This window comes from Halalkalibacter oceani, from assembly GCF_040544555.1.
Lineage (GTDB): Bacteria > Bacillota > Bacilli > Bacillales > Bacillaceae_D > Halalkalibacter > Halalkalibacter oceani.
This window is the reverse complement of record NZ_JBEPKD010000010.1, coordinates 25,172-42,798: the sequence shown is the minus strand read 5'-3', so window position 1 is coordinate 42,798 and position 17,627 is coordinate 25,172. Positions and strand designations below refer to the sequence as shown.

Below are 17,627 nucleotides of genomic sequence, written 5' to 3'. Positions count from 1 at the left end.
TATAAATTATATACGGAATATAATTTCTTTTACAAATATTTATAACACTTTTAATATTCACAATCTAAGATATAATAATTATAGAATCTATAGGTTTTACCTATAATAAGGGGGATAAAGTGATGGAACTTAGACAGTTTCGTTACGCATTAATGGTAGCTGAACAAAAAAGTTTTTCAAAAGCTTCTGAAAAACTATATATTTCTCAACCTTCATTAAGCCAACAAATTATTAAGTTAGAAAATGAACTTGGAGTTCAATTATTTGAGCGACAATCAAGAAATATTCACTTAACTTATGCAGGAACTCATTTTATTAAGCATGCAAGTGACATTATAGATCGCTATAATTTACTAAATAAAGAAATGCAGGACATGGCAAAAATGAATAAAGGACAATTGATCTTAGGTTGTTTACCTAATATCGTTCCTTATCTTCTTCCATCCGCTTTGAAAGCTTTTCAAAAAAAATTTCCAGGGGTGAAATTAGTCTTGATAGAGGAACCACGAGAAAAACTTGTTGATTTAACCTCCCGTGGTCAAACTGATGTAAGTCTGCTATCTATGCCCATTAATAATCCGAATTTGGAAGTTATCCCATTACTAGAAGAAGAAATAATCTTAGTTGTCCCCCAAGACCATCCATTGTCAACTAAGCCGAAGGTTTCGTTGGTTGAGTGTAAACAAGAACCTTTTATTTTATTAAACAAGGAGCAAGGCTTTCGTGAAGTATCAGAGAATCTTTGTAGACAAGCTGGGTTTGAACCACAGATTCAATTTGAAACTAAAAATATTGATACAGTTCAATCGTTAGTCTCAGCAGGGCTAGGCATTTCCTTACTTCCAAAAATGTTTTCAAGAGCGAAAGGACCGTTTACTAATTTGGCTTATAAATCAATTCATGATATAACTCAAACAAGAGATTTAGTCCTTTCTTACAGGAAGGGACGTTATCTCTCGAAGGCAACGACTTACTTTATGTCGATCATGCAAGGAATCGCAACTAGAGGGAATCAGTCTTAATGAATGAGACTGGAGTAATGTGGAGAAATGGTAAAAAAAGTTTAAAAGCTATAGTCGAAACTGATGGATCACCTTCCTAAACCGCAATGCCCTCGCTTTCGTGGGAGAGCTTTTGGACTTGAAACGCCTTATTTTCACAAAATAAAATCAAGAAGATTACGAGTGTTTAATTTCCTTTTTAGGAGGACCACATGTTAAGAGGTTTTTCGAGATTTCTTTTTATGATCCCTATTTTCAGCTTACTCTCAGCATGCTACATAGAGGAAACTCCTTCTCGGGCTGATTTTCGCGATTACCCCCAATTCTTTGCACAGTATGTCCCTGTTGAATATGAAGGTATTCATGTAACGATAGACTTTCATATTGATAACCCGGATGAAGATGATTTAACAAACAGCTATGGTCATATGAAAATCTTTGTAGATAATACAAAAACAAATCTAGATGTTTCAAAAGAGGAGAACATTCATTACGAGGTGAAAGGAACAGATATAAAAGGAGAGTTCAGCCAACGAATGAGAGCAACTTTAACAGACATGCCTGAAGAGCTATTAAACAAAATAGACAGTAAGCAGGCCATAACGGTGCTCATACATCTTAATGATGACTTTTCGAAAGAAATTGAATTACAACATATAATGCCTAGTAGAAACATGAGTTATTAATGTGAATAATAATCGGAGAGAATAATATATTCCTTGTGTGAAATTAAATGTATCCTACTTTGCTAAAATAAACAAAAAACGACTCTCCCCATATTGGGTAGAGCTAGTATTAAATTGAAATTTTTAAAAAGCTGCCTGTGTAGTGCTGGCCAATTGTTAGAGTGTGCCTAACAATTGGCGGAGCAGTATTTACTAATCTTGAAAATTCAAATGGAAATGAAGGCAGGCTATCGTTCGTTAGCTAAGCCACTCATTAAAATTGTCGAGTACGAAATTGAAATTCCATAGTAATCTCCCTCACTCTTAACCACTCAACTAAAACAACTTATTCCTTCATTTATCTTTATGCTTTTAATAAAGAAGTCTTTAACAATGCTGTTAGCTCTGTTACATCATCGAGAACATCCAATTGGAAAATCTTGTTCCATATTTCTTCGGCACACTCCACAGGTATTGCATCCGTGGCTAAAGAAATAAATTTTTCCTTTAATTCTTCATCAGAGAGTGCATGTTCTGGCTCTCCTTTTGGTAAATCACAACGAGCCGTGTAGACTTGTTTATCTTTCATTGTAACTTCGATGATGCTCGGCCACTTTTCATCATATAGCTTTTCCAGCTCATCATCAGCTAACACTTTGACCTTAGAGGCTAACTCTAAAAGATTCGGTTTATTGATGTACTCCATAGAATATTCACCTCGCCATGCTCTTCCATAAGTAAGTGCGACAGCGATCGTGTAAGGAGCACTATACTTGGCAGCGGGAATTGAAGTAGGACGTTTTTCGGTTCCACGACTTCCAACCACAAAGGTACGATGAACGATTTTTTCAACATCTTTTGGAGCGATTTTATGCTTTTCTCTAAGCGCTAAAATCGCATCCACAGCTGTATGATGCTGACGACAACAAGCATAAGGCTTGATACCTGTGTTTAAAATTTCAAACTCTTTACCAAGTCCATTAAACACACGTGTCGTAGCGAACACTTTTGATACGGTAGGGCTAAAACCAAAGTCCCCTTCAATTGATGTTTCAGGGCCGCTAAAACCAACTTCAGTCAAGTTACTTGCCAGAATTCCCGAATAGTTTGCCCACCCCATAATCGTATCCTTGGCTGGCGCGCCTAGACGGAAGGATTCAAACGGAGCTATAGGTCCAATATAGGACGCTGTCCCAATTGCCCCAGCAATTTGATTTTCATTATGGCCCAGCAGTTTAGAAGCGGCGATTGTTGCTCCAAAAATACCTAATGTTCCTGGTGCAAGAAAAGTGCGATCCGTGTAAATCGACGGACTCACTGCAAGTCCGATCCGAATTTCTGCTTCATAGCCCAAAATAGTTGCTAGCAGAAGATCTTTTCCACTCAGCTTATTTTCTTCGCAAATAGCTAGTGCGGCGGGGATGGTAGTAACACCTGGATGTGTATGAGATGTACGGTGGACATCATCTAATTCCATATGAAATGTCATCGTCCCGTTTGCCAATGCGGCATATTCTGCGGTAGTGGTTTGATCAATCCCTAAAATTGTCGCTTTTCCCTCTCCACCTTTTCTCACAGCAAAGCTTCTAATTTGCTCTCCTACCTTACCTGTTGATCCAGATAACCCGGCACCAATAACATCGGCAACGCGACGCTTGGCCTCATGCACAACTTCTTGCGGTAAATCCTGGTACTGAATTCTGGCGATGGTTTGAGCCAAGCTTCGTGCTATAGTACTCACTTGACCTCCTCCTTTACCTCTCGCTGTAGCTCATTGTATTTGTACTTTTTACGCGCTTCTCCTAATGAAGCGCCTTTTTTGATTTCTTCGATGATACCTTTTTCTGCTTCCTCAATTTCTAAGGCGACGGTTAAAACTTCTACCGCACGGTTCGCTGGAATCACCAGCACACCAGAATCATCCGCCATAATTAAATCTCCTGAACGTACTTGGACCGTCGCAAGAGAGACCGTTTCGTTCGTCGATTGAACCATAACCCGGTCTTTTCCTGTTACCATATAGTGACCACGGCTATACATCGGATAATCCATCTCTATAATTCCATCCACATCGCGGCAAACCCCATTGATTACCGTTCCGGCAATACCTTTATTCGTTGCCACATACGTGAGTATATCTCCCCACACCGTACAATCTGTACGGCCTTCATTATCGAGTACGATGACATCTCCTGGTTGTGCCTCATCAATATAATCCCCTACCGTGCCGATGTCTTCTCCATTCGGAACATATTTTACTGTAAACGCTGTTCCTACAATTTTCTTTCCTAAATTGATCGGTTTGATTCCATGACAGCCCCCACGGATTCTCAATTTATCAAGCGCATCGGAAACTGTCGGTGTTGATAATCTCAGAAACTCCCGTACAAGTTCTTGAGTTCTCATTGTCATTGTAACTCCTCCTTCTTTGACTCTATCTTTTATTAGGGAAAGAGAATCTAATATGCTTCCCTTCTTGTCGACTATTAAACTGTTTCTCCATTTCTCTTTGTAACAATAATTGACCCCTTATCCGCATCCAACTCGACATAATCACCTGTTTCAATTGACAAAGTTGGATCCTGATCACATTCTGCAATTACCGGAATATTCGCCATAATAGCACCGATGGTTGTTACTGGCTCAGCACTTATTTGAATAAAAGCGACTGGTCCAGTTCCACGTTCTGCCATATCATAGATTTTATAAGAACCTCCTGTAGAGCCCTTTCCCGTTGTAAATATTAAAACTTTCCCAGCAATATTTTGGCCTTTCAATTGATGTCCTGGTTCAGTAACAATTCCAGTTAAATTATCGACCCCACCATTAAAGCTGATTGCTTCTGTGCACACGATTGCTTCTCCTTTTGCCTGCCCTTTAAAAATTTTACGCCCATTAAGTCTTACTTTTTTTTCAGCCACGTTCGTTACCCCCATCTCCCTGTAGTAGCTGCCCTCATTACTTTTTTCAAGTTCCCATAGTGTGCAGGCAGACCAAACATCCCAGGCGCATAAAAAGCCATCTTTGCCGAATTCGTTGTTAACGTTTTATAGCCCTTTTCGGGTGCAAACTGTGTCGTTCTAGCCAAGAATGGGCAAGTTTCTCTAATTACGGTCCCCCCTGCATCTTCAATTGCTTTGATATACCCTACTCTGTCAGCCATCGCATACATCGCCGCAGAAGTTGTTACCCAAAGAGTGATACCCGGATGGACCTTTTTGCCCTCTAATTCTTTAACAACCTCTTTGATTTCTTCAATACTCGCATTTGGACAACCAATTTGGATCCAATCCACGTGATCACTCGGCTCTTTATCTAGTTCCTTTTCAGCTTTAAGCTTTTCTTCTTCTGTAAAAATGAGCGTCTTTTCAGGTTTCTTTCCTCCAAATGCCTCATCGAGGGAGGGAGCTTCAGGTGTTACTCCCACCGCATGAAACATACTGACTGAACCAGACGAAGCAAGAGCGGCACTTAATGCTTTTAAGTCCTCCAAACTCGGATTCTCAGGAATCCCGCAAAAAACTGGCGTATCCTGACCAGCCACTTTCCCAACAAAATAGCCAAGCGTTCCAAAATCGGTCATATCCTTTAAATCTGCTTCCACTTTTACAAGAATCTTGCCATATCGATTTTCTTTTAAATGAAAGCCATATTCAGGGGTTCTGCCCGTCAACGAGGAAGCAAGAGCGCTTGGTCCCCCCTCACGATTCGTACGCGCTCCATAGACAGAGTTTACAAAAACAACGGCTGAAGATTCTCCCCAGGCTAAATGCTCGCCAAAGCGCGGAGTGTTACCAACTAAGTAAGGTGTACAAGTATTACACGTATTTGCCCCCATATTTTTATAAGCATCTGATAAACGACCTTGAAGTTCATGATCTTCATCGGAAATCCCAATGTCCCTCCATTTATCAGGGTCCATGGCTGTAGGATTTGTCGTTACTTTCGTGACAAATTCACCGCCTGATTTTTGCATATCTTCAACGAACTTTGTACCGGCATCTCCCGCTACAACAACAGAGGATCCTGCCATATGAACACTCTTTACCGGGATTAATCTTTTTGCTCCGAAGCTTTCTCCAAGAGCTACCAGGATTTCCATTGATTTTTTAACGGATGGTCCCTTTTTTCCATCTAACATTTCTTTTTCTTCATCTGTAAGATACATGATTCGCCCTCCATTCCCTAAACCTTATTTCGAATTTCGCTCAAGCATCTTGTCGTAACCAGATTTTTTATCAACTTCAGCAAAAGAAAGACCTGATTTCAGTAAACGACCAATTTCCACTTCACGGTCAAACAACTCTTTACTGACCCGGAGCACTTCCTCTGCCCGTTCTGTTGGAATAACGACAACTCCATTGATATCAGCCATGATAATATCAACAATTGGCCGCACTTGCGCTCCACCTACTTGAATTGTACAATTAAACCCACCTTGGACGTTGCGGCCTCTAGCCGTAAATGGAACAATGGCCCGCGCATAAACAGGGAATTTAATTTCACTAATAATATCGATATCACGAGCAGCACCATCAATGATTACACCGGCAATTCCTTTCTGCTGTGCGGCAAAAGCAAGAATTTCTCCCCAACAATTTTGATCAACACGACCTCCATTATCGATGACAATAACATCACCAAGCTCAGCAAATTCCAACGCATCAGCGCCTAAATGCCCTTCTGGTACTTCCGGGCCATAAGGAATAATTTTCATCGTAATCGCCGGACCAACCACTTTCTCGCAATCAAAAAGTGGACGTATCCCTGCTATCCCACTTTTCAAGCCTAATTTGTCCAGTGCATCAGATACATTACAAGTAGAAACTTCTTTAAATCCTTCAATTAATTCATTAGAAGGGCGCTTTACCATTTGAGTCATCGTACATTTTCCTCCCTTGCGCTTGTCTTAGTGATTCGACACCCTTTATCTTGTAGAACCTTGTCATACCCCATAAAATGAAAGAAAGAGTCCCCTTGTTTGATGCGTTTTTTTTGCTCCGCTTCTCTTTCTTCACGCTCACGTGATTTTTGGAGAATTTCTTCTGCTTCTTGAAGTGGAATGACGACCACTCCATCTTCATCCCCAAGTATTATATCCCCTGGGTTTACAAGAGTATCCCCCATCGAAACCGAGTAATTTATATAGCCAAGCGCTTCTTTTCCAGTTCCTTTTATACATATGGACTTACAGAACACTGGAAAACCCGACTCTTTAATCGCAAGAGCATCGCGGACAGACCCATTTGTTATAAACCCTCCAACTCCACGGACTTTTGCCTGAAATGTCGTGATTTCCCCCCATGGCCCCGCTTCTGTCATCTGCCCCATATCCGCAACGATAATATCACCCGGTCGGGCCATATCAAGCGCCTTTAAAAGCATTAAGTTATCAGCTGCATGCCCTTTAAGTGTTACGGCAGGACCACAAAGACGCATGCCGCTATATAATGGTTTAATGGAAGAATGAACAGCACCCCGTTTTCCCATCGCTTCATGTACAGTTGCCGTTGATTGGTAAGAAAATTCCTTAACAAGATCTTCATCAGGTCGTTTAATTTCTTCAATAATATGTGGTATCAAACTATTTCACTTCCTTTACAGTTTTAGATTTGTTTCTGTTCGTTTCTTTTTGAAAAGTTTACTAAGCAATGGAGCAACAAAGATCAATACCGTTAAGACTAAGAAAGCTCCACTAATCGGCCGAGTAAAAAATACCATTAAGTCACCTTCTGATAAAACTAAAGAGCGACGTAAATTTGTTTCTACAAGAGGTCCTAAAATAAACCCGAGAACAAGAGGAGCTGCTGGAACATCAAGTTTGTTAAATAAAAAGCCAACTACTCCAAAAAAGATTAAAACACCAATATCGAAAAATGAGTTACGAATGGAATAGGTTCCAACTACACATAGTACTAAGATAATCGGCAGCAGTATTCCCATGGGGGTATCCATTACTTTACTAATTACTCTTGCCCCTAGTAGTCCTACCCCTAAAAAAACAAAATTTGAAAGAGCTAACAGAATGAAAATCATCGAAACCGTATCGGGATTGTTCTCAAATAATAAGGGACCAGGCTGCAGCCCGTGAAGAATTAGTGCGCCAATTAATAATGCTGTAATGGCATCACCAGGTATTCCTAAAGTTAGCATTGGAATCATCGCTCCACCAGTGGTCGCATTATTTGCTGACTCTGGTGCAGCAACCCCTTTCAACGTCCCTGTTCCAAATTTTTCAGGATTACGGGAAATTCGCTTTTCTAATCCATAAGCAATAATCCCTCCAATCGTTCCACCTGAAGCTGGCACCGCACCAATAAAGCTCCCAATAGCTGACCCTCGAAAGATCGTTAGTATATTGCTTTTTAGTTCCTTTTTAGTTGGAATGATTCGACCAATTTGTTTATTCGTTTTTACCCCTTTTAATGAGGCAGAAGCAACAATCAATATTTCACCTAATCCGAAGATGCCAATAAGCACAGGGATAAGTTCCAACCCACTTAGTAGCTCGGCACTTCCAAAAGTAAATCGTTCAAACCCTGACATCTGGTCCATTCCAATTGAAGCAATTAACAAACCGATACACCCTGATAAAATTCCCTTAATCATCGAACCATTGCTAATAAAGGCAATAACCGCAAGACCAAATACAGCAACGGAAAAATACTCCTGAGCACTAAAGTTAAGAGCTACCCTCGCAATATAAGGAGCAAAGATTGAGAGGATAACCACACTAATAATCCCCCCAATAAAAGAGGCCACCGTTGCCATTCCAATCGCTTTTCCCGCCTCTCCTCGTTGCCCGAGTGGGTATCCATCCAGTGCAGTCATCATGGAAGAAGGCGTGCCCGGGATATTCGCTAACACAGCTGTCATTGAGCCTCCATATACCCCACCGCTAAATACGCCTAGAAGCAAAGCGAACGACATCTCCGTGCTCATACCAAAAGTTAACGGGGTCATAATGGCCACCCCCATGATCGCTGTTAAACCCGGCAGCGCACCGATAATAACTCCCGCAATCGTTCCGACAAGTAACATAAAAATGACTTCAGGTACAAATACATTCGATAAACCAGCTGTATACAAATCAAATGGAGACATATCATTTCCTCCTAGGATTACATAACTATTCCTTCAGGTAGAGGAACCTTTAGAACTAACTTAAATCCTACATACAATAATGCAGTGATGACGACTGAAATAATCAGTGATTTAACCAATCTTGTTTTAAACGCAATCATTGTTACAGTTAGTATCATAACAGTTGAAAGAAAAAATCCTACATACTCTAACATGATTGAATAGATGATAAGCAGCCCAACTAGTATGGCAGGAAATTTAAGCGCTTTCATATTCATATTAAATAAACTCTTATCTTTTGTTCGTATAGTTTGTATAATTAGTAGGAGACTTAAACCCAGCATTATCATAGCGGTGATCACGGGAAAAAAGCCTGGTCCAAACCCTACCGTATAGTCACCCATTGGGAAGCTTTTTGTTGTTACCAATACTAACAAACTTATGGTGACCACAATTGCTATAAAGATGAAATTTGCAATCGCCACAACATTCTCTCCCTTAATCGAATTTAAAGTAGCCTCTTTACAGGTTGTTTTCACTCTTCCATCGATTCAAATAATTCATTGTAATTCGCATCCTCTTCATCCATAAAAGAAGCAAAGTCTGTCGTGGATGCATGGCGAATTCCATACCCACCAGTGTTCATAAACGTTTGGTATTCCTCTGTTTCCATTGCTTTAGTAATAGCCGCATCAAGAACCTCAATTATTTCCTGTGGTGTACCTTTTGGAGCTACAAACCCTCTCCATACACCAATGGATGTGTCAACCCCTTGCTCTCTTAGAGTAGGAACATCAGGGAATTGAGGTAATCTTTCTTCTCCTGCTACACCTAAAATTCTCAATTCTCCCGCATTCACTAGACTTTGCATCTCCGCTGCACTGACAGTCGTGGCTTCGACAAATCCACCGGCGGCGGCCACAGCTGCCGGATTTCCACCATCATAAGGCACATGAGAAAATTCAACACCATTGTCACTTGCTAACTTCAAAGCAGATACGTGCCAAATGCCTCCTGGTCCAGAGTTTGAAATCCGAAAGTTCCCTGGATTACTTTTTGCTTCCTCTATGAAGTCTGCAGCCGTTTCCCAAGGCGCATCCGCCTTAACTGTTAAACTTGCCGGGTCTTCATTTACAAGTGTAATTGCTTCAAATGCTTCATAGTCTTGATAGGTTTGACTAGAATACTTTTGGAGAAGTAAGGAGTTTGAAATAAAACCGATCGTATAACCATCTGGCTCAGCTTCAGCGATCTCTCTAAAACCTACTACGCCACCTCCGCCTTCTCTATTTACAATCACAACTGGACTATCTAGTTCTTGTTCCATAAAGGAAGCAATTTGGCGCGCAATCGCATCCGTACCTCCTCCTACAGCCCATGGAACGATAACCGAAATTTCTTTTTCAGGATAAGCTAACTCATTACTAGCATCAGCAGTTGCTTCGTGATTTCTTTCTCCGTCTGATTGTGTTGCTTCAGTTCCACAGGCAGCCAACATAATTGCAAAAATACCTGCTACACAAAGACCTCGCACCTGAAAAAATCCTTTCTTCATTTTGATGTTCATTTTTCTTTAACGCCTCCTCAATAAGTGAATTAACAAAAAGAAAAATTGGTGTATACAAGTAATCGCTTTCATTATTAAGCGAACAACCTGTAACTAAAATATAGTCGTTTGTATACAAAGAGTCAATATAATTTTCAGAAAAAATAAATATTATTGTTTTCTTAGTCATAAAACCCTTTATTTTAAGCAATTTTTAATGTATCATAATTTTAGTTATTTTAGTTTGTATACAAACAGGGAGGAACCTTGAATGTCCATATATGATCTGATTAGAGAAAAAATAATCATAGGAGCGTACAAGCCTGGCGATCGTTTAACAGAAGAAGCATTAGCTCATGATTTTAATACAAGCAGAACACCTGTCCGAGAAGCGGTTATGCAATTACAAAATGAGGGACTCATTACACCCTTAAAAAGAGGAATGAAAGTAACAAAATATACAAAGGAGGATGTGTGGAAAATTTACGGCCTACGTATTTTATTAGAAGGGGAAATGGCTTATCAAGCAGCTATTTACCGAACGGAAGAGCATATTAGTCTATTAAAAAAGGCAAATGAAGAATATCATAGTTTACTAGAGATCTTTAATAAAAATCAAGACAAAGAAATCATAAAAAAAGCCATGCAAATTAATCACTCCTTTCATAAAACTCTAGGAGAGGCGACTAATAATGAATATATCGGATTCTTATTATCAAAGGTAGTCATTGACCCACTTGTTTATCAATCCTTGTACTGGTATAACAAAAGCCGTCTCGAGCAATCCGTCATCGCCCATGAAAACATAACAAAAGCTATTATCAATAAAGATGGCGCACGCGCCAAATCAGCAATGCATGAACATATGTACCAAGGGAGAGATACCGTTTTGGCATTTATTGAAGATTAGGAATGGAAGCTTTTGTGACTCAACTGCTAATGACCTTACTAATTCTTCTAGAACGATCCGATTCTCTGTCCAGAATGAAGGGGAGCCAGCTTATCGCTCCGCAACGGCTCATTTTTACTAAGATGGAAATCAAACCTCGTTTTAGATTTCACCTCCTAGAGCCACATCGTACAGGCAACCAAGATATGACGAAAAAGCCTCCCACAAGTTCAGTGAACTTATGAGAGACTTATTGTAAAACTATTCTCAATGTGGGGGTTCCTCCCCTCACATCGAGGGTGCCAAAACCTTATTTTAAGCTTTTAGCTTAAGATTACATCATCCCAGGCATTCCGCCCATGCCGCCCATGTCAGGCATTCCGCCGCCTTCGTTTTCTTCAGGCTTGTCGGCGATTACTGCTTCTGTTGTGAGGAACATTGCAGAGACAGATGCTGCGTGTTGAAGGGCAGAGCGTGTCACCTTCGTTGGGTCAACGATACCGGCTTCAACCATGTTTACCCACTCGCCAGTCGCGGCATTGAAGCCTTGGCCGACTGCTTCGCCTTTTAGGCGTTCAACGATTACTGAACCTTCAAGGCCTGCGTTGTGAGCGATTTGGCGAACTGGCTCTTCAAGAGCGCGAAGAACGATGTTGACACCAGTTGCTTCGTCACCTTCTGCATCAACAGCTTGAACAGCCTGGATTACATTGATCAGCGCTGTACCACCACCAGCGACAATACCTTCTTCTACCGCGGCGCGGGTAGAGTTCAAGGCATCCTCGATGCGAAGCTTGCGTTCTTTAAGCTCAGTTTCTGTTGCAGCACCGACTTTAAGAACGGCGACACCGCCAGATAGCTTAGCAAGACGCTCTTGCAGCTTTTCTTTGTCAAATTCAGAAGTTGTTTCTTCAACCTGTGCTTTGATCTGGTTAACGCGAGCTGCGATTTGGTCAGCTGCACCGGAGCCTTCGACAATGGTTGTGTTCTCTTTTGTGACAACAACTTTGCCGGCGCGTCCAAGCTGCTCAATTGTAGCAGACTTCAGGTCAAGACCAAGATCTTCTGTAATCACTTCACCGCCAGTAAGGATCGCGATATCTTCAAGCATTGCTTTACGACGGTCACCAAAGCCAGGAGCTTTAACGGCAACAGCGTTGAATGTACCACGAAGCTTGTTGACAACGAGAGTCGCAAGCGCTTCGCCTTCTACATCCTCAGCAATGATTAAGATTGGACGGCCTTGCTGTACCACTTGCTCAAGCACAGGAAGAACTTCTTGAATGTTAGAAATCTTCTTGTCTGTAATCAAAATATAAGGGTTGTCAAGAACAGCTTCCATCTTATCAGAATCTGTTACCATATAAGGAGAAGCGTAACCGCGGTCAAATTGCATACCTTCTACGACTTCAAGCTCAGTTGAGAACCCTTTTGATTCTTCAATTGTGATTACGCCGTCGTTTCCGACGCGGTCCATTGCTTCAGCAATGATTTCACCGACTTCATTATCAGCCGAAGAGATCGCCGCAACCTGTGCAATCGATGCTTTTCCTTCGATTGGCTTAGAAATCTTTTTAAGCTCTTCCACAGCAGCTGCTGTCGCTTTTTCAATTCCTTTGCGGATCACCATCGGGTTCGCGCCGGACGTGACGTTTTTAAGTCCTTCGCGAATCATAGCCTGCGCAAGAACCGTTGCAGTTGTTGTCCCGTCCCCTGCAATATCGTTTGTCTTGCTCGCTACTTCAGCAACAAGCTTCGCACCCATGTTTTCAAAGGCATCTTCAAGCTCGATTTCCTTGGCGATTGTTACACCATCGTTTGTAATTAATGGAGACCCAAATTTCTTCTCAAGAACGACGTTGCGTCCTTTTGGTCCAAGCGTAACCTTTACCGCATTTGCTAATGCATCAACACCGCGAAGCATTGAACGGCGTGCGTCTTCGCTAAATTTAATGTCTTTTGCCATCGTTTCTACCTCCTAATTGATTGTATGTAGATCCTCTTTTCGATCCTTAACCGATAATAGCGAGAACATCACTTTCACGAAGAATGAGATATTCTTTGTTGTCATATTTTACTTCAGTGCCCGCATATTTAGAGAAAATAATCGAGTCACCTTCACTTACTTCAAGCGCGATACGCTCACCGTTGTCCGTTACACGGCCGGTTCCAACAGCGATGACTTTTCCTTCTTGAGGCTTTTCCTTCGCAGAATCCGGTAATACAATTCCGCTTGCAGTTTTTTCCTCAGATTCAACTAATTCAATCACAATTCGATCACCTAATGGCTTTAACAAGGAAAACACCCTCCTTCAAACCTTTGATTATAATTTTATTAGCACTCATTAGCACTGAGTGCTAACACAATTATTATGATAATCATATCGTCCTTATTTTGCAAGTCTTTTATCAAAAAAAAATAACGACAAAACGAGTCAATTTTCTCACCTAGCTTCTCCAAATCCTTCCTGCTTATTCCCTCTTTGTTCTTTTCTATTCAGTTGGGCGCTTCCCTTCTTATTTCGCTATAAAATATGATAAAATGAGAAGATGCTTGTTAGTTATAAGTACAGTTTATTATGTATAGACCTTATATAAAAAGGAGAAAAGCATATTGAATAAACGATATTGGTGGATTCTGATCACATATGTCATCATGCAGCTATCAGCGATACCGGGGGTAATTATTCTCAGAAACCTCGGCGTTGCACAAGAGCAGATTCCCGGGATTTGGAGCCTGTTCAGCTTTGGTCTCGGCTTTCTCGTTATCCTCCTTCTACTTGCACCCGATATGCGGGATCGCCATATGGTTCGCGGGCGTTCTTCGCGCGGCGAAGCAGTACGCTGGACAATCATTGGGGTTTTCATGGTTTTCGCCGCCCAATATGCGGCCGCTTTAATTGAGGTTTATCTGTTCGGAATTGAAGCTGGCTCAGAGAATACACAGCAAATCATTGAATTTGCCCAGGCGTTACCGGCTTTTATTATCGTCGTTTCCGTGATTGGACCGATTTTGGAGGAGATCGTATTTCGGCTTGTCATTTTCGGGGCGTTGTATAAACGGTTTAATTTCTGGATTGCCGGCTTTATCAGTTCCCTTATTTTTGCGGCGATCCATTTCGATTTCACTCACTTACTCGTTTACACGGCGATGGGCTTTGTCTTTGCCTACTTGTATGTCAGAACGAAACGGATCCTTGTCCCGATTGTTGCCCATGTCTCCCTTAACCTGTTCGTATCAGTCGTCAACGTCCTGCTTGTTGATGATCTTGAGAGATGGATGAGACAGCTTGAGGAACTTGAACAGCAAATGTCAATGATTACAGGAGGATTACTATGAGAGCATCGCCATTAATGATGGCGCTTCTTTACTTTTTTGTCGGCTGTCTGCTCGTCTTTTTCGCGATTCAAAGTGTAAGCAGCACAGGCTGGACCGTATGGAGCTTGTTAATTATTTCATTCGCCGCGATCGACTTTATGATCTCCCTGCGCTTCTTTCGCCTGCGTCGGGTCATCAAACAAGTCCAAAAGCAAAATAAAAAAAAGAAGTGAGCATTGTCACTTCTTTCAGTCTGTCGACAAAGTCTCGCAAAAGCGAGAGGTTCGACAGGCTTTTTTTGGTATAAGGATTTGTCACGATCCAAAGCTTTGAACCCGCTCCCGGGATGGGGGCACGCTTTCCGCAAGCGGGCGTTGAACGAACCGGCACGCCGGTGGATTTCAACCTGCCCTCTCCTCCAGCGTCACCAACCCGAGACAAACTAACGTAAAAGCGAAGTGAGCATTGTCAGTTCTTTTTCCCCCTTGCTCCCCACCAAAAAAGTCCGAGTACCGCCAGTACGACGATGAGTATCGGTGCGATCATAATCAGAAAGAAGTTCACAACCCCACCTCCTATTTTCGTCCTTCCACATATTTATTATCAAACAGAAACAGGCGCATTAACAAATAGAGTGACGGAATTAGCAGGCAGAGACCGGCTATGAAGGCGACGATCAGCGCAATGGCCATCGCCTCGTTCGTAAAGCCGTCATAAATCGTTAAATGCGGATAGAGCAAATACGGCAAATGAGACGCTCCATAGCCGAAAAAGGCCGTGGCAAACTGGAGCATAACAAAGATAAAGGCTAAACCGAGCTGCCGCTTTTTCCAGACAAAATAGACGGCGCCAAGGAAAAACAGAAAGGATAAGCTGAACACCCATGATATATCCACCATCTTGGCAAAATGCACCGGGTTATGCTGATTGAGGGCAAAGAAGACGAGCACGCTTGCCAAAATCGTCGGAAAGCTCCAGAATAACGCATAGCCTCTTAATACCTCAAACGCCTTCATATCCCGCGCTTTATAAGCATAAAACGTCAGGAAGCAGGCCGAAATGTAAAGCACGCTGACAATCGCCAGAATAACGACCGACCATGAGTAGAAGCTGGAAAACAAGGCGCCGTAATCAAGCATGACATTGTCGTTCTCGATGACGATAAAGCCACCCTCTGAAATCGTCAGCACAACCGATAAGGAAGCGGGAATCAACAGCCCCGTCGCCCCATACAGAAACTTATAGAGCCGGTTTCCACGGAAGCCGTAATGATAAAAGGCATAATACGAGCCTCTGATCGCCAGCAAAACAATCGCGAAACTCCCGGGAATCAGCAAAGCCGTGCCATAGTAGTACGCCGTCGATGGAAAGAAACCGATAATGCCGATGAAAAAGAATACGAGAAAGACATTGGTCACTTCCCAGACCGGGGAAAGATAACGGTTGATCACTTTGTTGATAATATGCTCCCGTCCGGTTACTGTCGAATAGTAGCTAAAGAAGCCGGCGCCGAAATCAATCGACGCGACAATTAAATAGCCATATAAGAATGTCCACAACACGGTAATTCCAATTAATTCATAATTCATGATCTCCCCCCTCTATTCGATTCCCCGATCAAGTAATTCCTGTTCAACCGGATTCGATTTAAACATTTTCCGTAAAACGGTCACACATGACACCGCCAGTACCAAATAGAGCAAAATAAAGAGGTAGAGCATCAGGTCAACATGCTGAGACGTAGTCGCTCCCTCCGCGGTTCTCATAAAGCCATTGAGAATCCAAGGCTGCCGGCCAATCTCTGCAAAGAACCAGCCCATTTCAATCGCGAATAGCGCAATCGGAGCACCGGCAAGAATCGCCCACAGCAGCGGCTTATTATGCTCATTCCATTTCTTTCTGAGCCGCATGATGACAAACAACATCGAAACCGCAGCCAGGAAGATCCCGCTTATGACCATCAAATCAAATAAATAATGGACGATCATCGGCGGCAAGTCTTCTTCAGGAAATTCCTCGAGGCCGATTACCTCTGCCCCCGGATCTCCGTGGGCAAGAATGCTTAAAGCATACGGGAGCTCCAGCGCATAAGCAATCTCTCCATCCTCGGTCAAAATTCCGCCTAAGATCAATGGCGCTTCCGTCGTCGTCTCAAAATGCCACTCAGCCGCCGCAAGCTTTTCCGGCTGATATTCCGCTAAATATTTACCGGACAAATCGCCGATCAGTGCGGTGACGATGGCAAATACACAAGCGACCGTCATCGTTAAATGTAGAGCTTTTTTATGATAAACATGTTGATTGCCCCGCAGTAAATAAATCGCGGCAATCGCGGCCAGAATGAAGGCCGATGTTAAATAAGCTGATGAAAGAACATGAGCGACCTTGGTCGGCGTCGCCGGATTAAACATCGCCGCAAGCGGGTTAATATTCGTGATAACCCCGTTCTCCACTGTAATTCCGTAAGGTGAATTCATAAAAGCATTGACCGTCGTGATAAAAAATCCCGAAGCCGAAGCGCCGATCACCACCGGAATCACCAGCAGCCAGTGATGAATTTTCTTTTTAAAACGATCCCACGTATAAAGGTAAATCCCAAGAAAGATCGCTTCAAAGAAGAACGCGAATGTCTCCATAAACATTGGCAAACTGATCGCATGCCCGGCAACCTCCATAAAGCTGGGCCACAATAAACTTAGCTGGAGGCCGATAGCCGTTCCTGTCACGACTCCGACCGCCACCGTTATCACAAACCCGCGCGCCCACCGACGCGCAAGCAAGCGGTAATGCTCATCATTTCGCTTAATTCCGATCCATTCCGCCAACGCAATTAATAGCGGAATACCGACCCCGATTGTCGCAAAAATCGCGTGAAAGCCCAACGTCACACCTGTTAATATCCGACTGTATATCACCGGATCGTACTCCATCATTTCTCCTCACCCTCCTTAGAAAAACACCAAAGGCATCTTTTTTCATCATCCTGTAAATTTTTTATTCATCCTTTTACAAAATGCTCACCTTTTCACATTCAAATTAAAATGGGCTTTAAAATTGAGCCAAGACAAGCTTTTCACTACTGCCACTATCACTATAGGTTTTACAAGGCGATTGTAACATATCG

19 protein-coding genes are annotated in these 17,627 nt (G+C 42.3%); 5 read left to right on the top strand and 14 right to left on the bottom strand.

Annotated features, from left to right (window positions below; translation table 11 throughout):
* Nucleotides 1-122: 122 nt before the first annotated feature.
* Both ABMB67_RS12575 and ABMB67_RS12570 read left to right on the top strand, forming a co-directional pair.
* Complete coding sequence (locus ABMB67_RS12575; RefSeq protein ID WP_354572278.1) at nt 123-1,022, top strand: LysR family transcriptional regulator; 900 nt, start codon at nt 123-125, stop codon at nt 1,020-1,022.
* Nucleotides 1,023-1,213: 191 nt separating this feature from the next.
* Nucleotides 1,214-1,687 (top strand): hypothetical protein, encoded by a 474-nt coding sequence (locus ABMB67_RS12570; RefSeq protein ID WP_354572277.1) that lies wholly within the window; start codon nt 1,214-1,216, stop codon nt 1,685-1,687.
* 343 nt (nt 1,688-2,030) lie between these two features.
* Here the strand turns inward: ABMB67_RS12570 and ABMB67_RS12565 are convergent, their stop codons facing one another.
* The 9 genes from ABMB67_RS12565 to ABMB67_RS12525 all read right to left on the bottom strand — a co-directional run bounded on the left by ABMB67_RS12565 (nt 2,031) and on the right by ABMB67_RS12525 (nt 10,316).
* Nucleotides 2,031-3,407 (bottom strand): MmgE/PrpD family protein, encoded by a 1,377-nt coding sequence (locus ABMB67_RS12565; RefSeq protein WP_354572276.1) that lies wholly within the window; start codon nt 3,405-3,407, stop codon nt 2,031-2,033.
* Nucleotides 3,404-4,078 carry an RraA family protein gene (locus ABMB67_RS12560; RefSeq protein WP_354572275.1) on the bottom strand — a complete coding sequence of 225 codons (675 nt, stop codon included), beginning with the start codon at nt 4,076-4,078 and terminating at the stop codon, nt 3,404-3,406. The genes ABMB67_RS12565 and ABMB67_RS12560 overlap by 4 nt, the downstream gene beginning before the upstream one ends.
* Nucleotides 4,079-4,152: 74 nt before the next feature.
* Entirely contained in the window at nt 4,153-4,587 is a 435-nt protein-coding gene (locus tag ABMB67_RS12555; protein ID WP_354572274.1) for an aconitase X swivel domain-containing protein, read from the bottom strand.
* A gap of 5 nt (nt 4,588-4,592) precedes the next feature.
* Entirely contained in the window at nt 4,593-5,834 is a 1,242-nt protein-coding gene (locus tag ABMB67_RS12550) for an aconitase X (protein ID WP_354572273.1), read from the bottom strand.
* Between the two features lie 24 nt (nt 5,835-5,858).
* Nucleotides 5,859-6,548: an RraA family protein gene (locus ABMB67_RS12545; protein WP_354572272.1), complete on the bottom strand. Its 690-nt coding sequence runs from the start codon at nt 6,546-6,548 to the stop codon at nt 5,859-5,861.
* Nucleotides 6,545-7,249 carry a 4-carboxy-4-hydroxy-2-oxoadipate aldolase/oxaloacetate decarboxylase gene (locus ABMB67_RS12540; RefSeq protein ID WP_354572271.1) on the bottom strand — a complete coding sequence of 235 codons (705 nt, stop codon included), beginning with the start codon at nt 7,247-7,249 and terminating at the stop codon, nt 6,545-6,547. Before ABMB67_RS12540 ends, ABMB67_RS12545 begins: the two co-directional genes overlap by 4 nt.
* Nucleotides 7,250-7,264: 15 nt before the next feature.
* On the bottom strand, nt 7,265-8,770 hold the full coding sequence (locus ABMB67_RS12535; RefSeq protein ID WP_354572270.1) for a tripartite tricarboxylate transporter permease: 1,506 nt from the start codon (nt 8,768-8,770) through the stop codon (nt 7,265-7,267).
* Nucleotides 8,771-8,787: 17 nt separating this feature from the next.
* Nucleotides 8,788-9,234, bottom strand: coding sequence for a tripartite tricarboxylate transporter TctB family protein (locus ABMB67_RS12530; protein WP_354572269.1), 447 nt, complete (start codon nt 9,232-9,234; stop codon nt 8,788-8,790).
* Between the two features lie 50 nt (nt 9,235-9,284).
* The gene (locus ABMB67_RS12525) at nt 9,285-10,316 is read right to left on the bottom strand and encodes a tripartite tricarboxylate transporter substrate binding protein (protein WP_354572268.1); all 1,032 of its coding nucleotides are present in this window, start codon (nt 10,314-10,316) and stop codon (nt 9,285-9,287) included.
* A gap of 250 nt (nt 10,317-10,566) precedes the next feature.
* Here ABMB67_RS12525 and ABMB67_RS12520 point away from each other — a divergent pair, with 250 nt between their 5' ends.
* Nucleotides 10,567-11,205 carry a GntR family transcriptional regulator gene (locus ABMB67_RS12520; RefSeq protein ID WP_354572267.1) on the top strand — a complete coding sequence of 213 codons (639 nt, stop codon included), beginning with the start codon at nt 10,567-10,569 and terminating at the stop codon, nt 11,203-11,205.
* 313 nt (nt 11,206-11,518) lie between these two features.
* Here the strand turns inward: ABMB67_RS12520 and groL are convergent, their stop codons facing one another.
* Nucleotides 11,519-13,150, bottom strand: a complete 1,632-nt coding sequence (gene groL / locus ABMB67_RS12515) for a chaperonin GroEL (protein WP_354572266.1) — start codon at nt 13,148-13,150, stop codon at nt 11,519-11,521.
* Nucleotides 13,151-13,196: 46 nt separating this feature from the next.
* On the bottom strand, nt 13,197-13,481 hold the full coding sequence (gene groES, locus ABMB67_RS12510; protein WP_354572265.1) for a co-chaperone GroES: 285 nt from the start codon (nt 13,479-13,481) through the stop codon (nt 13,197-13,199).
* A 317-nt stretch (nt 13,482-13,798) separates the two neighbouring features.
* On the opposite strand from groES, the gene ABMB67_RS12505 reads away from it, so the two are divergent.
* Entirely contained in the window at nt 13,799-14,524 is a 726-nt protein-coding gene (locus ABMB67_RS12505) for a CPBP family intramembrane glutamic endopeptidase (protein ID WP_354572264.1), read from the top strand.
* The gene (locus ABMB67_RS12500; protein ID WP_354572263.1) at nt 14,521-14,736 is read left to right on the top strand and encodes a YdiK family protein; all 216 of its coding nucleotides are present in this window, start codon (nt 14,521-14,523) and stop codon (nt 14,734-14,736) included. The genes ABMB67_RS12505 and ABMB67_RS12500 overlap by 4 nt, the downstream gene beginning before the upstream one ends.
* A gap of 235 nt (nt 14,737-14,971) precedes the next feature.
* On the opposite strand, the gene cydS is transcribed toward ABMB67_RS12500, so the two are convergent.
* The 3 genes from cydS to ABMB67_RS12490 are packed head-to-tail and all read right to left on the bottom strand — an operon-like array spanning nt 14,972 to nt 17,436.
* On the bottom strand, nt 14,972-15,067 hold the full coding sequence (gene cydS, locus ABMB67_RS23450; RefSeq protein ID WP_390189184.1) for a cytochrome bd oxidase small subunit CydS family protein: 96 nt from the start codon (nt 15,065-15,067) through the stop codon (nt 14,972-14,974).
* A gap of 11 nt (nt 15,068-15,078) precedes the next feature.
* Nucleotides 15,079-16,092 (bottom strand): cytochrome d ubiquinol oxidase subunit II, encoded by a 1,014-nt coding sequence (locus ABMB67_RS12495; protein WP_251224534.1) that lies wholly within the window; start codon nt 16,090-16,092, stop codon nt 15,079-15,081.
* A 12-nt stretch (nt 16,093-16,104) separates the two neighbouring features.
* Entirely contained in the window at nt 16,105-17,436 is a 1,332-nt protein-coding gene (locus ABMB67_RS12490; RefSeq protein WP_251224533.1) for a cytochrome ubiquinol oxidase subunit I, read from the bottom strand.
* Nucleotides 17,437-17,627: the final 191 nt, after the last annotated feature.